Origin of the sequence: Janibacter sp. GXQ6167 (assembly GCF_041365945.1) — a bacterium.
Taxonomy (GTDB): domain Bacteria; phylum Actinomycetota; class Actinomycetes; order Actinomycetales; family Dermatophilaceae; genus JBGFSK01.
The window spans coordinates 45,667-60,519 of sequence record NZ_JBGFSK010000011.1; the positions used below are offsets into that span (position 1 = coordinate 45,667).

General features: G+C 67.8%; 15 protein-coding genes. 9 read left to right on the forward strand and 6 right to left on the reverse strand.

The window, feature by feature from the left end; genetic code table 11:
- Nucleotides 1-10: 10 nt before the first annotated feature.
- The 8 genes from AB8K43_RS14175 (at nucleotide 11) to AB8K43_RS14210 (ending at nucleotide 8,605) form a co-directional block, all read left to right on the forward strand.
- Nucleotides 11-862 (forward strand): alpha/beta fold hydrolase, encoded by an 852-nt coding sequence (locus tag AB8K43_RS14175; RefSeq protein WP_370894860.1) that lies wholly within the window; start codon nucleotides 11-13, stop codon nucleotides 860-862.
- Nucleotides 863-878: 16 nt separating this feature from the next.
- Nucleotides 879-2,561, forward strand: a complete 1,683-nt coding sequence (locus tag AB8K43_RS14180; protein ID WP_370894861.1) for a PHA/PHB synthase family protein — start codon at nucleotides 879-881, stop codon at nucleotides 2,559-2,561.
- A gap of 18 nt (nucleotides 2,562-2,579) precedes the next feature.
- Entirely contained in the window at nucleotides 2,580-3,935 is a 1,356-nt protein-coding gene (locus AB8K43_RS14185; protein ID WP_370894862.1) for a wax ester/triacylglycerol synthase family O-acyltransferase, read from the forward strand.
- A gap of 96 nt (nucleotides 3,936-4,031) precedes the next feature.
- Entirely contained in the window at nucleotides 4,032-6,068 is a 2,037-nt protein-coding gene (paaZ, locus tag AB8K43_RS14190) for a phenylacetic acid degradation bifunctional protein PaaZ (RefSeq protein ID WP_370894863.1), read from the forward strand.
- Between the two features lie 76 nt (nucleotides 6,069-6,144).
- Entirely contained in the window at nucleotides 6,145-6,438 is a 294-nt protein-coding gene (locus tag AB8K43_RS14195) for a hypothetical protein (RefSeq protein WP_370894864.1), read from the forward strand.
- A 103-nt stretch (nucleotides 6,439-6,541) separates the two neighbouring features.
- Nucleotides 6,542-6,907 carry a helix-turn-helix domain-containing protein gene (locus AB8K43_RS14200; protein ID WP_370894865.1) on the forward strand — a complete coding sequence of 122 codons (366 nt, stop codon included), beginning with the start codon at nucleotides 6,542-6,544 and terminating at the stop codon, nucleotides 6,905-6,907.
- 97 nt (nucleotides 6,908-7,004) lie between these two features.
- Entirely contained in the window at nucleotides 7,005-7,373 is a 369-nt protein-coding gene (locus AB8K43_RS14205) for a hypothetical protein (RefSeq protein WP_370894866.1), read from the forward strand.
- A 32-nt stretch (nucleotides 7,374-7,405) separates the two neighbouring features.
- Complete coding sequence (locus AB8K43_RS14210) at nucleotides 7,406-8,605, forward strand: hypothetical protein (RefSeq protein ID WP_370894867.1); 1,200 nt, start codon at nucleotides 7,406-7,408, stop codon at nucleotides 8,603-8,605.
- A gap of 47 nt (nucleotides 8,606-8,652) precedes the next feature.
- On the opposite strand, the gene AB8K43_RS14215 is transcribed toward AB8K43_RS14210, so the two are convergent.
- Genes AB8K43_RS14215 through AB8K43_RS14240 form a run of 6 tightly spaced genes read right to left on the reverse strand, consistent with a single transcriptional unit; the run spans nucleotide 8,653 to nucleotide 14,054 of the window.
- Complete coding sequence (locus tag AB8K43_RS14215) at nucleotides 8,653-10,287, reverse strand: long-chain fatty acid--CoA ligase (RefSeq protein WP_370894868.1); 1,635 nt, start codon at nucleotides 10,285-10,287, stop codon at nucleotides 8,653-8,655.
- Between the two features lie 3 nt (nucleotides 10,288-10,290).
- Nucleotides 10,291-11,121: an alpha/beta fold hydrolase gene (locus tag AB8K43_RS14220; protein ID WP_370894869.1), complete on the reverse strand. Its 831-nt coding sequence runs from the start codon at nucleotides 11,119-11,121 to the stop codon at nucleotides 10,291-10,293.
- Between the two features lie 5 nt (nucleotides 11,122-11,126).
- Nucleotides 11,127-11,909: an enoyl-CoA hydratase/isomerase family protein gene (locus AB8K43_RS14225; RefSeq protein ID WP_370894870.1), complete on the reverse strand. Its 783-nt coding sequence runs from the start codon at nucleotides 11,907-11,909 to the stop codon at nucleotides 11,127-11,129.
- A complete protein-coding gene (locus tag AB8K43_RS14230) occupies nucleotides 11,906-12,688 on the reverse strand; it encodes an enoyl-CoA hydratase/isomerase family protein (protein ID WP_370894871.1) in 783 nt (260 codons plus the stop codon). Before AB8K43_RS14230 ends, AB8K43_RS14225 begins: the two co-directional genes overlap by 4 nt.
- The gene (locus AB8K43_RS14235; RefSeq protein WP_370894872.1) at nucleotides 12,682-13,560 is read right to left on the reverse strand and encodes a 3-hydroxyacyl-CoA dehydrogenase family protein; all 879 of its coding nucleotides are present in this window, start codon (nucleotides 13,558-13,560) and stop codon (nucleotides 12,682-12,684) included. Before AB8K43_RS14235 ends, AB8K43_RS14230 begins: the two co-directional genes overlap by 7 nt.
- A gap of 14 nt (nucleotides 13,561-13,574) precedes the next feature.
- A complete protein-coding gene (locus tag AB8K43_RS14240; protein ID WP_370894873.1) occupies nucleotides 13,575-14,054 on the reverse strand; it encodes a GNAT family N-acetyltransferase in 480 nt (159 codons plus the stop codon).
- A gap of 149 nt (nucleotides 14,055-14,203) precedes the next feature.
- Here AB8K43_RS14240 and AB8K43_RS14245 point away from each other — a divergent pair, with 149 nt between their 5' ends.
- Nucleotides 14,204-14,848, forward strand: coding sequence for a TetR/AcrR family transcriptional regulator (locus AB8K43_RS14245; protein WP_370894874.1), 645 nt, complete (start codon nucleotides 14,204-14,206; stop codon nucleotides 14,846-14,848).
- Nucleotides 14,849-14,853: the final 5 nt, after the last annotated feature.

Sequence of the window (14,853 nt, forward strand, 5' to 3'; positions counted from 1 at the left end):
TCGGTAACTCATGGCAACGATCCTCAAGCGAGTCCAGTACGACACGATGGAGGACACCTTCGTGCGGGTGATGGACCTCAAGGTCCGGATTCGACGGCAGGAGCGCCCCGGAACGCCCCTGCTCCTCATCAATGGTCTCGGTGCCTGCCTGGAGGCATGGGAACCGCTCACCCGACTGCTCCAGGGGCGCGACATCATCGCGGTCGACCACCCCGGGTGCGGGCTGTCGAGCCCTCCGAACCACATCATGACGATGCCCGAGATCGCCATGTTCTATACCGAGGTGCTCAAGACGGTCGCCGTCGATGAGGCCGATGTCCTCGGCTTCTCCTTCGGCGGGACGATCGCCCAGCAGATCGCCAAGGACTATCCCGAGTTCGTGCGCAGCTTGATCCTCGCGGGGACGGCACCGGGGACCGGCGGCTTCCCGGCCGACCCGATCACGATCATGACCGCGGCCAATCCCCTGCGCTATGTCATCCCGCTGGTGCGCGAGATGGCCGCACCGATCATCTACCGCGGCCGGTGCGGGCGTCACCCGCGCCTCTTCGAGACCGAACTCTCCGGCTGGGACGCCCACCGCACCACCCTGCTCGGCGTGGGAGCCCAGACGGCGGCCTTCGCCGGCTGGAGCTCGCTCAGTTGGCTCGCGATGATCGACAAGCCCACGCTCGTCCTCGGTGGCGAGGAGGACCCGATGGCACCGGTCGCCAACAGCCGACTGATCGCTTCGGTGATCCCCGGCGCCGAACTGCGGGTCTTCGATCAAGGGGGGCACCTCTTCCTCTTCGACATGGCCGAGCAGGCAGCCCCGCCGATCAAGGACTTCCTTGAGCGGGTCGACGCATCGACGCGGGACTAGAAGGACGCCCACTGCGATGACCGACACCGAACGCGCCGACACCGGCGCCGAGGACCAGTTGCCCGACGAGGTCGACGGGTCCCTCGGCGGCGAGGTCATGGCGACCCTCGATCCCCTGCTGATGATCGAGTCGGTGGTGCAGACCGTGTCGGTCAAGTCCTTCGCGCAGGTCACCGCCGGCCTCGCGACCGGCATCCCGCGGGTTCTGCTTGGCTTCACCGAGCCGCACCTGCCCGAGCGCGATTTCCGGTTCGCCGATACGACCTTCCAGGAGAACCTCATCTATCGCCGGATGGCGGCGGCCTACGCCCTCTGGGAGCGCGAGGTGATGACTCTCGTCGACAACCCCGATGTCGACTGGCGCACGCGTGAGCGCGCGAAGATGGTGATGGAGGCGCTCACGACCGCGCTCGCGCCGACCAACACCCTCCCGGGCAATCCGGAGGCCGTCAAACGTGCCTTCACGACCGGCGGAGCCTCGGTGCGCGCCGGCATCGCGAACTTCGTGCGCGACGTCGTCTCCAATGGCGGGTATCCCTCGCAGGTCGACAAGGACGCCTTCCGGGTCGGTCGCAATCTCGCGACGACGCCCGGGTGGGTGATCTTCCGCAGCGAGCAATTCGAACTGATCCAGTACTCCCCCGCCACGAAAACGGTCGGGACGATCCCCCTTCTGCTCCTCCCCCCGCCGGTCAACAAGTACTACTTCTGGGACCTCGCTCCCGGCCGGAGCATGATCGAGTACGCCGTGAGCCGCGGCGTGGAGGTCTACACGATCGTCTGGCGCGACCCCCAAGAAGACGATGGCCACTGGGGCGTCGACTCCTATCTCGCCTCGGCGCTCGATGCTCTCGATGTCGTGCGCGAGGTGAGCGATGTCGACGATGTGCATGTCTTCGGCGACTGCTCGGGCGGCATGCTCTTGTCGATGCTCCTCGCCCTGCAAGAGGCGACCGGCGAATACCGGATCCGGACCGGGACCTTCGGGGTCACGGTCTTGGACTTCGGCGAGCCGGGCGGGATCGGCGTCACCGCCTCCGATCGCGGGCTCGAAACGGTGCGCAAGAAGGCCGAGAAGAACGAGGTGATCAGCGCCTCCGATATCGCGAGCACCTTCGTGTGGATGCGGCCAAACGACCTGGTCTGGCGCTATCTCATCGACGAGTGGCTCCTTGGGAAGAAGCCCCCCGCCTTCGACATCATGTACTGGAACGCCGATGGGCAGGGGATGCCCGCCCGGTTCGCCTACGACATGACGACCATGTCGCTCGCCAACGCGCTGATCGAGCCGGGAGCCTTCACCGCGCTCGGGGTCCCCCTTGACCTCAGCGCGATCTCGGTCGACAGCTATCACATCGCGGGTCTGACGGATCACATCTCGCCGTGGCGCGGGTGCTACACCGGCGCTCAGGTGATGGGCGGAGAAGCCACCTTCGTGCTGACCCCCACCGGTCACGTCCAGTCGATCATCTACCCGATGGGCAAGCGCCGGGCGGCCTTCTGGTCGGGCCCGAGCGTGGACCGTCATCCCGAGGACTGGTTCGCCGAGGCCGACCGGACCGAGGACTCGTGGTGGGAGCACTGGGTCGACTGGACCCTCGAACGCAGCGACGGCACCCGCACCGCGCCGATCTCCCCCGGCAACGCCACCTATCCGCCCCTCGTGCCCGCCCCGGGCCTCTACGTGCACGGAGAGTGAGCAACAGTCATGGATCGCATGTCCGTTATGGACGCCTCCTTCCTCTACAGCGATGACGGGCGGAGCCACAACGATGTCGGGATGGTCCTCGTCTTCGATGGGCCGCACCCAAGTCGCGAAGAGGTGATGCAGGCCATCGCCGATCGGATCGCCCTGGTGCCGCGCTTCCGCCAACGCATCCGACACATGCCGTTTGCCCTCGGGCTCCCGGTCTGGGTCGATGACGTGAGTTTCACGATCGCGCGGCATGTCCATAGCCACCCTGCCCCCGCCGCTCAGCACCCGGTCGGCCAGGCTGTCTCGCGGATCATGTCCACCCCGATGGACATGACCCAGCCGCTCTGGCAGATCCACCTGGTGACCGGGCTGCAGGACGGGCGCTGGATGCTCGTCGTGCGGATGCATCACGCGATGGTCGACGGGGTGAACTCGACCGAGATCGTTCGGCTCCTGCTGAGCCCCCACCCCGAAGGGGAGCCAGCGATCCTCGACGACTGGCGGCCCCGCTCGGAGGTCTCGGACCAGGTGCTGCTCCAAGACCTCGCCCGAGATGCCTGGCGGGACTCGGCGACCTTCTGGAAGAACGCGGTCTCGGGGACCTGGGAGATCCCGAAACCCCCGGACACCTTCGATCCGAGCCCGCTCATCCCGGTCGGGACGCCGATCAGCCCCACCGCGATCAATGGTCCGATCGAGACCGGGCGCCATTACGGAATCGTCGACGTGCCGCTAGCGAAGATCCGCGAGATCCGGGCCGGGCTCGGCGGGACGGTCAACGACGTCGTCCTCGCGGCCTGCGGGTACGGGTACGGCAAGGCCATCAGCGAGCACCTGGACGTCGACATCGATGACCGCACGATGCGCACGATGGTCCCCGTCTCGCTTCACGCGGCCAAAGACAATGTGAACGGCAGCAACGAGATCGGCGCAATGGTCGTCGAGATCCCGCTCGGCCCGATGGACCCGGTCGATCGGCTGGCCCGGATCCACGCCCAGACCGCCTCCTTTAAAGAGATGAAGAACGCGATCCCGGCCGATGCCATCAACCCCGGCGCCAGCCTCGCGAGCCCGCTGACGCTGATGATGGGCAGCCGGATGGCCTCCTCGGCCCCGACCTTCGTCAACACCGTGATCACCAACGTCCCCGGACCACAAAACCCGCTCTATCTCCTCGGGCGTCAGATGCACCAGTTGGGTGCCTGCATCGCCTTGTGGGCCCCCCTTCGGATGGCGATCTCGGTGATGTCCTACAACGGGATGGCGACGATCAACGCGGTGACCGATGAAGGGAGCTTCCCCACCGTCACCCCGCTCCTCGACGGGATCGCCGAGGGATTCGACGACCTCCTGCGCGCAGCACGCGCCGCCCATTAGACGGGCACACAGACCGAACAAAAAAAGAACGCGACCTCGGATCAACGGCGCTGCGAGGTCGCCCGCTGAGACCACGATGGATTGGATTGAAAACGAATGACACACAAGGTCAACAGTTATGTCGCCGGGCGCTGGTACGAGGCTCCGGGTGCCGGGACTGAGGTCTTGGACCCGACCACGGGCGCCGCGATCGCCGAGGTGAGCTCCGAGGGTATCGACGCCGCGGAGGTCGTCCGCTACGGCCGCGAGCTCGGCGGGCCAGCCTTGCGCGCGATGACCTTCCACGAGCGGGCGGGCCTGCTCAAGCAACTCGCCGCCTACCTCACCGAGCACCGCGACGCGATGTACGCCGACTACGCCACCACCGGCCAGACCCAGGGCGACGCGCAGGTCGATATCGAAGGGGGGATCCAGGTCCTTGCGGTCTACGCCTCACTCGGGCGCAAGGAGATGCCCAACGACACGATCTACACCGAAGCGCAGGCCGCGCCGATCCTGCGCGGTCCGGGCTTTGTCGGCCAGACGATCTACACGAGCCGACCGGGTGTCGCGCTGCTCATCAACGCCTTCAACTTCCCGGTTTGGGGAGCGCTGGAAAAGATGGCTCCGACCTTGCTCGCGGGCCTCCCGGTGATCGTCAAGCCCGCCACCCAGACCGCGCGAACCGCCGAGGCGATGGCCAAGCTGATCGTCGATTCCGGCATCCTGCCCGACGGCGCCTTCCAGTTCGTCGCCGGCAGCGGATCGGCGCTACTGGACCACCTCGGCATGAGCGACCACCTCTCGATCACCGGCTCGGCGGCCACCGCCGCGTTGCTCCGCCGCCATGCCGCCGTGGTCGAGCGGGGCGCCACCTTCAACGCCGAGGCCGACTCGCTCAACGCCCTCGTGATCGGCCCGGACGCCGATGCGAGCAGCGACGAGTTCGACCTGGCGGTGAAGTCCATCACCCGCGAGATCACCTCCAAGACCGGGCAGAAGTGCACGGCGATCCGCCGGGTCTTTGTGCCCCAGGACCGAGTGCAGGCCCTCACCGACGCCCTCGAGGTCCGCCTCGCGAAGGTCGTCGTCGGCGATCCCCGCTCGGAGAGCACGACGATGGGCCCACTCGTGAGCGCGCAGCAGCGCGCCGACGTGGAGGACTCCGTGCGCTCGCTGATGACGGCCTCCCGCGCGATCATCGGCGGTCCGGACGCCACCCCGAGCGTCGATGGAGCGAGCGAGGACAACGGCTTCTTCGCCCCGACGGTGCTGCTCGCCGAGGACTCGCACGCGGATGTCCTCCACGAGGTCGAGCCCTTCGGACCGGTCACCACCGTGCTCCCCTACCGCGACCTCGATGAAGCCACGCGCCTCGTCGGTCGAGGTGGAGGCAGCCTGGTGGCCTCGGTCCACAGCAACGACCCGCAGGTGGTGCGCGAGATCGTGCGGTCCATCGCGCCCTTCCATGGCCGAGTCCTCGTCGTTAACCGCGATATCGCCCGCGGTGCGACTCCCCACGGAGCCGTGGTGCCGACGCTCATCCACGGTGGTCCGGGACGGGCCGGAGGTGGTGAGGAGCTCGGCGGGCTACGTGGCGTCTTGCACCTCATGCAGCCGACCAGTGTCGCCTCTAGCGCGGATATGAACGTCGCCCTCACCGACCGCTGGAACGCCGGAGCCACGCAGTTGACGCCCGAGGTCCACCCCTTCCGCCTCCACCTCGAAGACCTCCGCCTCGGTGACACCCTCACGACCGAGAGCCGGCTCATTACCCTCGAAGACATCGAGCACTTCGCACACTTCACCGGCGACACCTTCTACGCCCACATGGACGAAGAGGCCGCCGCGGCCAGCCCCCTGTTCAACGGTCGGGTCGCCCACGGGTACTTCATCCTCGCCGCAGCAGCAGGACTGTTCGTCGATCCCGACCCGGGTCCGGTCCTCGCGAACTTTGGCCTGGAGAACTTGCGCTTCGTCCAGCCGGTCTACCCCGGCGACGAGATCTCCCTTCGCCTCACGGCCAAGCACAAGGCCGTGCGCGCCGGCGCTGGCTGGGGCGAGGTGACCTGGGATGTCGAGGTCCGCAACGACAAGGACGAGGTCGTCGCTACGTACGACCTGCTCACAATCAACGCCTCGAAGGAGGGCTAGCCCTTTTCATGCTTGCGATACTGATCGCTTGCGTTATATAGTGAACAGCACCGACCACCGTTTAGGAGTACCCACGATGAGCAACCCCACCCCGCAGGAAGCCCTCCAGGCCATGCAGGCCCAGGCCCTTGACGCGATCAAGAGCGGCCAGGCGGCTGCGCTCGACGCGGTCAAGAAGTGGAACGCCGATATGGCCCAGTTCCGCGCCGCGATGCCGCCGGCTCCCGAGATGCCCGAAGAGGTCCGCCAGTCGATGGGCGACCCGGAGCAGATGGTCGACTCCGCCTACGACTTCGCCGCCAAGCTGCTCGAGCTCAACAAGCAGTTCGTCCACCAGCTCCTCGAGGCGTCGACGCCGAAGCAGGGCTGACCCGCGCGCAGAGGTCTGCTTGGCCGATCCGAAGGAGCGGGCCGACACCCCCTCCTTCGGATCGACCCGCAGGTCGGACGCCGCCCGTAGACTGGAACACGCGATGACGAGCGAGAACACGAGCCCCTGGGAAGAGCAGCGCGAGGCGATGGGCGCCTTCATCCGCAGTCAGCGGATGCTGTCGAATATGTCCTTGCGCCAACTCTCGCAGGCGACCCAAATCTCGAACGCCTACCTGTCGCAGATCGAACGTGGGATGCACGACCCGACCCTGCGGGTCCTCGTCCAGATCGGCGACGCGCTGCACCTCTCGATCGAAGAGATGCTGCAAAAGGCCAAGGAGACCGAGGACGCCGAGGAATCGGTCCTCACGGTCGAGGCCGCGATCGCGGCCGACACGGTCCTTAGCCCCCCGGAGAAGCAGGCACTGCTCGCGGTCTATCGCAGTTACGTCGCTTCGCACCTTTAAAAAAAAGAAGCGGCGCCACCGGCGTTTCGATCCACCGTCATCGGTTGCCCACCGATCTCGAACCGCTCTATAATTCTAACGATCGTTCAGTAATTCTATGCGGACGATGCCGTCCGCCGGTCCGAACCGGGCCAGGAAGCAGGGCCGAGCAATGATGCTCACCTTCGAAGACGTCGTGCGTGGATCCAACGAGCAGATGCTGTCGGTGCTCACCAGTTGGCAACAGGGTTCGATCGAGGCCTACTACGCCTGGATGAAGGCCATCGCGCCGCTCATCCCCGATCTGAACCTCTATCACGAGATGCCCACCTTCGTGCAGGACATGCTGGGCAATCCCGAGGTGATCCTCGAGAACAACTACCAGACCGCGATCGCGGTGGTGAACCTCAATCGAGAGTTCGTCCAGGAGATCTTCAAGGCGTCCTTCATCGCGCCCCGCACCCCGCACGTCCCCCGCGCCCGCTAAGCCCGCCCCGCTACGTCAAGGAATTGTCGCTGATGAAAACCCCCCTCGAACAACTCGCCGCCCAGCAGGAGCAGGCGCTATCGCAGATCCGTGCGCTCCACGTCTCGATCATCGAGAGCACCCGGATGATGACCGAACGGCTCGCGAAGTTCACCCCCACGACGCGCAACTTCTACACCACCGCCTTCGGCCGCCGACCGGAAGAGGTCGACGCCGACCGCAAGGCCTACTTCGACGCCCAGTTCGAGTTCGCGACCAAGGCCTTGCAGCTCCAGCGCGAGTTTGCGCGCAAGGTGGCCGCGATCATGCACGACCAGCTCGAGGCCGTCCCGACCGCGAAGTCCGAGGACTTCTTGAAGGCGTGGGAGTCGACCCTGCAGAACCTCCCCGATCTGCCGCCGATGCCCGACCTCCCCGCGATGCCACAGGTCCCCGTCGGTTCCTGGCCGAGCATGCCAAGCCCAGCGGACATCACCCCGGCATCGGTCTTCGACGCGATGACCAAGGCCGCGCGGGCCGCCGCCGACGGCGCCGCCAAGGTCGCCGAGGCCACCGTCAAGAGCGGGCTCGCCGCCGGCGCGTCCACCAAGGCCGCTCGGGCCTCGGCCGAGTCGGCGGCTGCCGATTCCGACGAGGCTGCGGATAAGGCGCGTTCGGCAGTCACCGAGGCGGCCCGGCGTCACACCGACGCGGCCGTCGCCGCGATCCACGCCCAGCAGGCGGCGGCTGCGGCCGCCGAGGCCGGTACCGAGCTCGCGGCGAGCGCGATGCGCGCCAATGTCGAGGCCGCCGGGGCCGCGAGCGGGACGATGGCCGAAGGCGCGACCAAGGTCGCCGCCGCCGTCCGCTCGGCGGGCGCCGCCCGCGTCGCCACCCGCGCCAAGACGCCCGGTCGTTCGGCCGTGGAGTCGATCGCGAGCACCGAACCAGTTCCCGCCCCGAAGGCTCCGGCCGCGACGACCCCCGCGAAGAAGGCTCCGGCCAAGAAGGCTCCAGCCGCGAAGAAGGCGGCGACGAAGAAGGCGGCGACGAAGAAGACGGCCGCGGCAAAGAAGGCCCCGGCCGCGAAGAAGGCTGCGGCGAAGAAGACCGCCGCGACCTCGGACGCGAAGGCGTCGAGCGCTAAGAAGACCTCGCCCACCAAGAAGGCGAGCACCAAGAAGGCGACCGCGAAGGCCACCACTGCGTCCGCGCCGAAGGCCGCCGACGACAAGGCGTCGACCAGCAACTAACCGGCTTCACCGCATTTGCCGCGAAGACCTCCCTTCCCCGCCATCGGCTAACGGGAAGGGAGGTCTTCGCCGGTGAGTTCACCCGCGGCGTGGGCGGCCCGCAAGCCCGCCTTGTCGATCTTCCCGACGCTCGTCCGCCGGATCTGCGGGACCACGATGATCCGGTCCGGGTGCTGCCACCGCGGCATCGTCGCGCCGAGGTGTGCCCTCACCTGCTCGTCGGTGAGCTGGACGCCCGGGCGCACGGTGATCATCGCGAGCGGGCGCTCGGACCACGTCGCGTCGGGGATCCCGATGCAGGCAGCCTCGACCACCCCGTCGATTTCGCTCAGCCGGTCCTCGATGTCGGTCGACGAGATCCATTCGCCCCCGGACTTGATGAGGTCCTTCGAGCGGTCGGTGATCTTCATGGCTCCCGCGTCATCGATCGTGCCGACGTCGCCGGTGCGCAACCATCCGTCGTGAACCCGATCGGGGTCACGATCGCGGTAATACCCCGCCGCGACCCACGGCCCGCGCACCTCCAACTCGCCGACGGACTCACCGTCGTTCGGGAGCGGTTCGCCGCGCTCATCGGTCACCCGGATTTCGACGCCGGGGACGGGCCGCCCGGTCCGCGTGCGCCAGTACCACTCGTCCCGGTCACGGGTGCGCACCGGTGGCCTCGCGATCGCCGCGAGCGGAGAGGTCTCGGTCATTCCCCAGGCCTGGTAGAGCTCGATCCCGATCGTTTGGTAGTCGCGCAGGAGCGACTCCGGCACCGCGGATCCGGCGCAGGAGATCAGCCGAAGGGAGCGAAGGTCGGCCCCGCGCTCACGGGCCTGGTCAAAGACCGCCCGCCAGATCGTCGGCACCCCTCCCGAGACCGTGGGGCGTTCGCGCTCGATCAGCTCGACCAGGGTCTCTGGCTGGAGGTCGCGCCCGGAGAGCACGAGCCCCGCGCCGGATAACAGTGCGGCGTAAGGGAAGCCCCACCCGTTCGCGTGAAACATCGGTACGACCTGCAAGACCGTATCGGCGTCGTGGATCCCGAAGCCCCCGGCGTACAGATTGGCCGCCGCGTGCAGATAGACCGAACGATGGCTGTAGACGACCCCCTTCGGGTGGCCGGTCGTCCCGGAGGTGTAACACATCGCGGCCGGGGCCCGTTCGTCGCTCACGTCGCCGACGAAGGGGGTCGCCGCGTCGAGGAGGTCCTCGTGGCGAACGGCCGGGACCGGCGACATCGTGAGGTCGAGGTCTGCGTCGTCGCCGCTCACGATGACCCATTCGACGCTCGGGCAGTCCGGGAGCACCTCCAGCGCGAGGTCCCACATCGAGGCATCGACGAGGAGCACCTTGTCGGCGGCGTCGGCGATGATCCAGGCCACCTGCGCCGGGTAGAGCCGCAGGTTGATGGTGTGCAGGACCGCCCCCAGACTCGGCACCGCGAAGTAGGCCTCGAGGTGAGCCTGGGTGTTCCAGCACAGCGTTCCGACGGCATCGCCGGGCCGGACCCCCCGCTCACGCAGCGCGCCAGCGAGGCGGTGGATCCGCTCGCCGGTCTCTGCGAAGGTTCGCCGCTCAGCGCTCCCCCCTTCTCGCGCCGCAACGATCGGACTCTCGCCGTGGACGCCCAGCGCGTGGCGCACGATCATCGGCACCGTGAGCGGTGCGTCGTCTTGCATCGTCGAGCGCAGCACGGCCTAGACCTGCGCTCCGGTCGATGGTGACGCCGGGGTCGCGTCGACCTGGCCGAGGAAGGCCAGCATCGAATCGGTGAGCTGTTCGGTCGCATCGGTCATCAAGATGTGCCCGGCCTTGTGGCAGATCACGGTGTCGGCGTGCGGGATGGCCTCGGTGATCCGGTCGAGGTTGGCGGGCGGGACGATGAGGTCATCGCTGCCGTGAACGGCAAGGACGGGACCGCTCCACCGATCGATCCGTCCGGCCACGCCCTCGTACTCCCCCACCGCTCGCAGTTGGCCGAGATAGCCGGGGCGCGGGGTCGGCCTCTTCATCCGTACCTCGATATCCCGCTCGATCTCCTCGTGGCGGGTGGAGTGCGCGTAACACACGCGCGCTGCGCGCCAGGCGGCATCGCGAGCGCTGAGGTTGCCCCACTCGGTGAACTGCTCGGCGACCTCGGCGCTCAGCGGCACCGCCTTGTCCCCGCCGGGACTCGTACATCCGAGGATGAGCGAGCGCACCAGGTGGGGGTGGCGCACGGCGAGTTCCTGCGCGATGAGGCCGCCCATCGAAAAGCCAGCGACGTGCGCGGGCCAGCCTCCGGCCGCCTCGATCACGGCCGCGGCGTCGTCGGCCATATCCGCGATCGAAAAGGGGTCCTTCGGCACATCGCTGCGCCCGGCTCCGCGGTTATCCACCTGGATCACCCGGTGGCGATCGGTGAGCGCGGGAAGGACACGCCAATTGGCGTCGCTCGGGTAGCCAAGACCCTGGATGAGCAGCAGCGGACTCCCTTCGCCGGTCTGCTCCCAATAGACCATGTGCCCAGACCGGGTCACGAAGGCCACGTCTTTTACTCCCCTCGGAAGGTGGGTTCGCGCCGCTCTAAGAAGGCGGTGAACCCCTCCACATAGTCGGCAGTACGCGACGACCGGCTCTGGGCGCCGACCTCGCGCTCCAGCGACTCGGCGAGGCTCAGCCCCTCGTCGCTCAGTTCACGCACCAGCGCCTTGGACTCTTGGAAGGCGAGGAGCGGGCCCCGCGAGACGGCGAGCGCGTACTCGCGGGCGGTCGCGTCGAGCTCATCAGCGGCGACGGCCCGAGAGACGAGCCCGGCGGAGGCTGCTTCGGTGCCGCTTAAGAAGCGGCCCGAGTACATGAGGTCGAGCGCGACGGCGGGACCGAGGCGGTCGACAAAGGCCTTATGGCCACCGGAATCGAGGACCGCGCCGATCTTGGCGAAGGGGGAACCGATCTTCGCCGAGTCGGCGACCAGGATGACATCGCAGGCGAGCGCCAAACCGAGGCCCGTCCCGAGGCAGGCGCCCTGGACGGCCGCGATCGTCGGGATCGTGAGGTCGGCGACCGCGCGCACCATCGGGTTGAAGACGGCGTTCAGCACCTCTCCCCCGTCCTCGGTCCCAGGCTGTGAGCCGGCGAGGTCACGGCCCGCGCAAAAGGCCCGGCCCTCCGCCCGCACCAGCAGCGCCCGTGAGCCATCCCGGCCCGCCTGCTCGGCGGCGGCGATGATGTCGGCGACCATCGTCTCGGTCATCGCGTTGAGTTGCTTCGGGCGGTTCAAGCTCATCGTCGTCACGTCACCGACGCGCTCGACGAGCAGTTCGGGCTCGCTCATGAGGTCTCCTTCGCTTCCCGGGCCGCGCGGCGGCGAGCCCGCTCGTCGAGGAAGCCCTGCATGCGCTCCCTCTTCTCGGCGCTGTCAAAGAGCAACGCCTGGGCGGTCATGTCGTACAGGGTCGTCGCTGGGCGGTGCAGGCGAAGCGCCACCTTGGTGAGTTCCAGGGCCTGCCAGGACTGGGACGCGACGCGTTCGGCGTAGGCGATCCCGGCGCTCAGCGCATCGTCCTCATCGGCCACGACGACGTCGATGAGACCGGCGGCGTGTGCTTGCGCGGCGTCGAGTCGCTCGCCGGCGTACAGCATGCGCCGGGCCATGGGCAGGCCCACGGCCTGCGCGAGGCGCCAGTTACCCCCGGCCCCGGCGAGGATGCCGAGCCCTAGCTCCGGCTGACCGAAGGTGGAGCGCGCACTCGCCACGCGCAGGTCGGCGGCCAGCGCGAGCTCGCAGCCGCCGCCGAGCGCGGGACCGTCGATCACCGCGACCGTCGGCCAACGACGCTGCTCGATGAGCTCGAACAAGGTCGCATTGATCCCGCGCAGGCCAATCTCGGCGTTGCGCTCGAGCAACTCGGCGATATCGGCTCCGGCGACGAAGATTCCGGGTGTTGTCGAGTAGAGCACCACGATGCTGCGCTCGTGGGCGATCTCGGTGAAGACCGCGGTCAGCTCCTCGCACAGCGCGAGGTCGAGCGCGTTGAGCTTCTCCGGTCGATCGATGCCCACGAGGGTGATGTCCCCGCGGCGCTCCACGGTGACGAGGGATCGGTCTACCACGTGTAGAACCCCTGCCCCGTCTTCTTCCCGAGCTTGCCCTCGGCGACCATTTGGCGAAGGAGCGCCGGCGGCTCAAACCGCTCCCCGAGCTCCGCCGCGAGGTACTCGGCGATGCCCAGCCGGACATCGTGCCCGACGAGATCACCGAGACGACACGGGCCGATCGGGTAGCGGTAGCCGAGGACCATTCCTCGATCGATGTCCTCGGGAGAGGCCACCCCTTCTTCGACCATCCGGATCGCTTCCAGCCCGACGATGACCCCGAGGCGACTCGTGGCAAACCCCGGCGAGTCGTTGATCTCGATCGTCTCCTTGCCAAGCGCGTCGGCGAGGGCGTGGACCCGCTGGAGGGTCTCGGCGTTGGTCGCGGGGATCTTGATGACCTCCAGCAGGACCTGCGCCGGAACCGGGTTGAAGAAATGCATGCCCACAAAACGTTCGGGGTGGCGCAGCGGCTCGGCGAGCGACCTGAGGGAGAGGGAACTGGTGTTGGTCGCAAGGACGGCATCGCTCGCGATGTGCTGCTCGATCCCGGTGAGGAGTCGAATCTTCAGATCGGGGATCTCGGGGACGGCTTCGATCACGACCTGCGCGTCAGCCAGAGCGCCCTGATCGGTGCTCGTCGTGAGGCCAGAGAGCACCTCATCGACGCTGCGATCGAGCTTGCCACGGGCCTGCGCGCCGTCCAGGCTCCGTGAGATCAGCGCCTGCCCTCGCTCCAGCGCCGCGTCATCGGCCTCGATCAAGGTGGTCTCAATCCCCGCGGCGAGGAGGACATGGACGATGCCCGAACCCATGGTGCCGCCGCCAACCACACCGACCGAGGTCGGGGCTGGGGCGGTCGCGGTCACGTCGGTTGACGTCTCGGTCATGGTTGCTGAGGTCCTCACATCTCGTACACGTAGAAGGTGGTGACGCTGCGTCCACCGCGCAGCTCGTGGGTCCCGACGAGGCGGAAGCCCACGGCCTCGGCGGTATGCCGGCCCACGGCATTCCAGGAGGGCACGGTGGCGCGCAGAGTCCGGTTGTCGCGGATGGTGTTGGCGTGGGCGACCGCGGCCTCGGCGAAGGGAGCGCCGAGGTGGCGTCCGTGATAGCGCGGGTCCATCCCGAGCGCCACGTCGAGCGTGCCGGGCACTCCGGGAAGACCGACCGATCGGGCCTGCTCGCCGAAGGCGCAGTAACCGATCAGGGTGTCCTCGGCATCGCGGATGGCCCAGAACCCTTCGTCCGGGCGCGGGGGCTCCAGCGAGTCCTGCACCGCCCAGGGGCCAGGGGTGCGCCACATCGCGATTTCCATCGCGTCATCGATGGTGAGCACGGAGACGGAGTAGGGAAGGACGGGCTCTGCGGCGCCGGTGGACATGACACGACCTCCTGATGCATCGGGACCCGGCATCACTCGCGTCACGGCGGCGCTGCCGGAGGGTGTGCCCTAAACTGCGGAGTTATCCACAAGGCCTAAAGGCACATTCGGCGCTCACGAGGCGCCTTGACGGAAGCATACCAAGTTAAATGACCGGACGTTCGGTTAAATCCCAATCCGGCCGCACCCGCCGCGGTCGCCCAGGCTATGACCTGGACACCCTTCTCGACGCCTCGGTAGAGGTCTTCACCGAGCGCGGGTTCGATGGTGCGAGCATGGAGGACCTCTCGAAGCACCTCGGCATCACCAAGTCGGCGATCTATCACCACGTCGCGAGTAAGGACGAGCTTCTCGGTCTCGCCCTCAACCGCGCTCACGGGCAGCTCGAAGCGGTCTTCGCCGAGGCCAAGGCTCTCGATGTCGGCCCGGTCGAGCGCTTGCAGCATCTCCTGCGCAACACGGTCGCCGTAGTGGTCCGCGAGCGCCCGTACGTCGCGCTCCTCCTTCGCGTCCGCGGCAACACCGAGCAGGAGCGCGCCTCGATGGCTCGGCGGCGGGTCTTCGATGCTGACCTGGCGGCGATGGTCCAAGAGGCCGCCGACGCCGGCGCGATCGCGCCGGAGGTCCCTCCCGCGCTCGCCGCGCGACTCCTCTTCGGCCTCGTCAATTCCCTGACCGAGTGGGTCCGCCCCAATAGTGACCCCGAGGTCGTCGCCGATGCGATCAGCCGCCTCGTCTTCGAGGGTTTGCTCGTCGATGGCTACGAGCCCCCTGCGGAGTCCACTGCGCAATGAGCGAT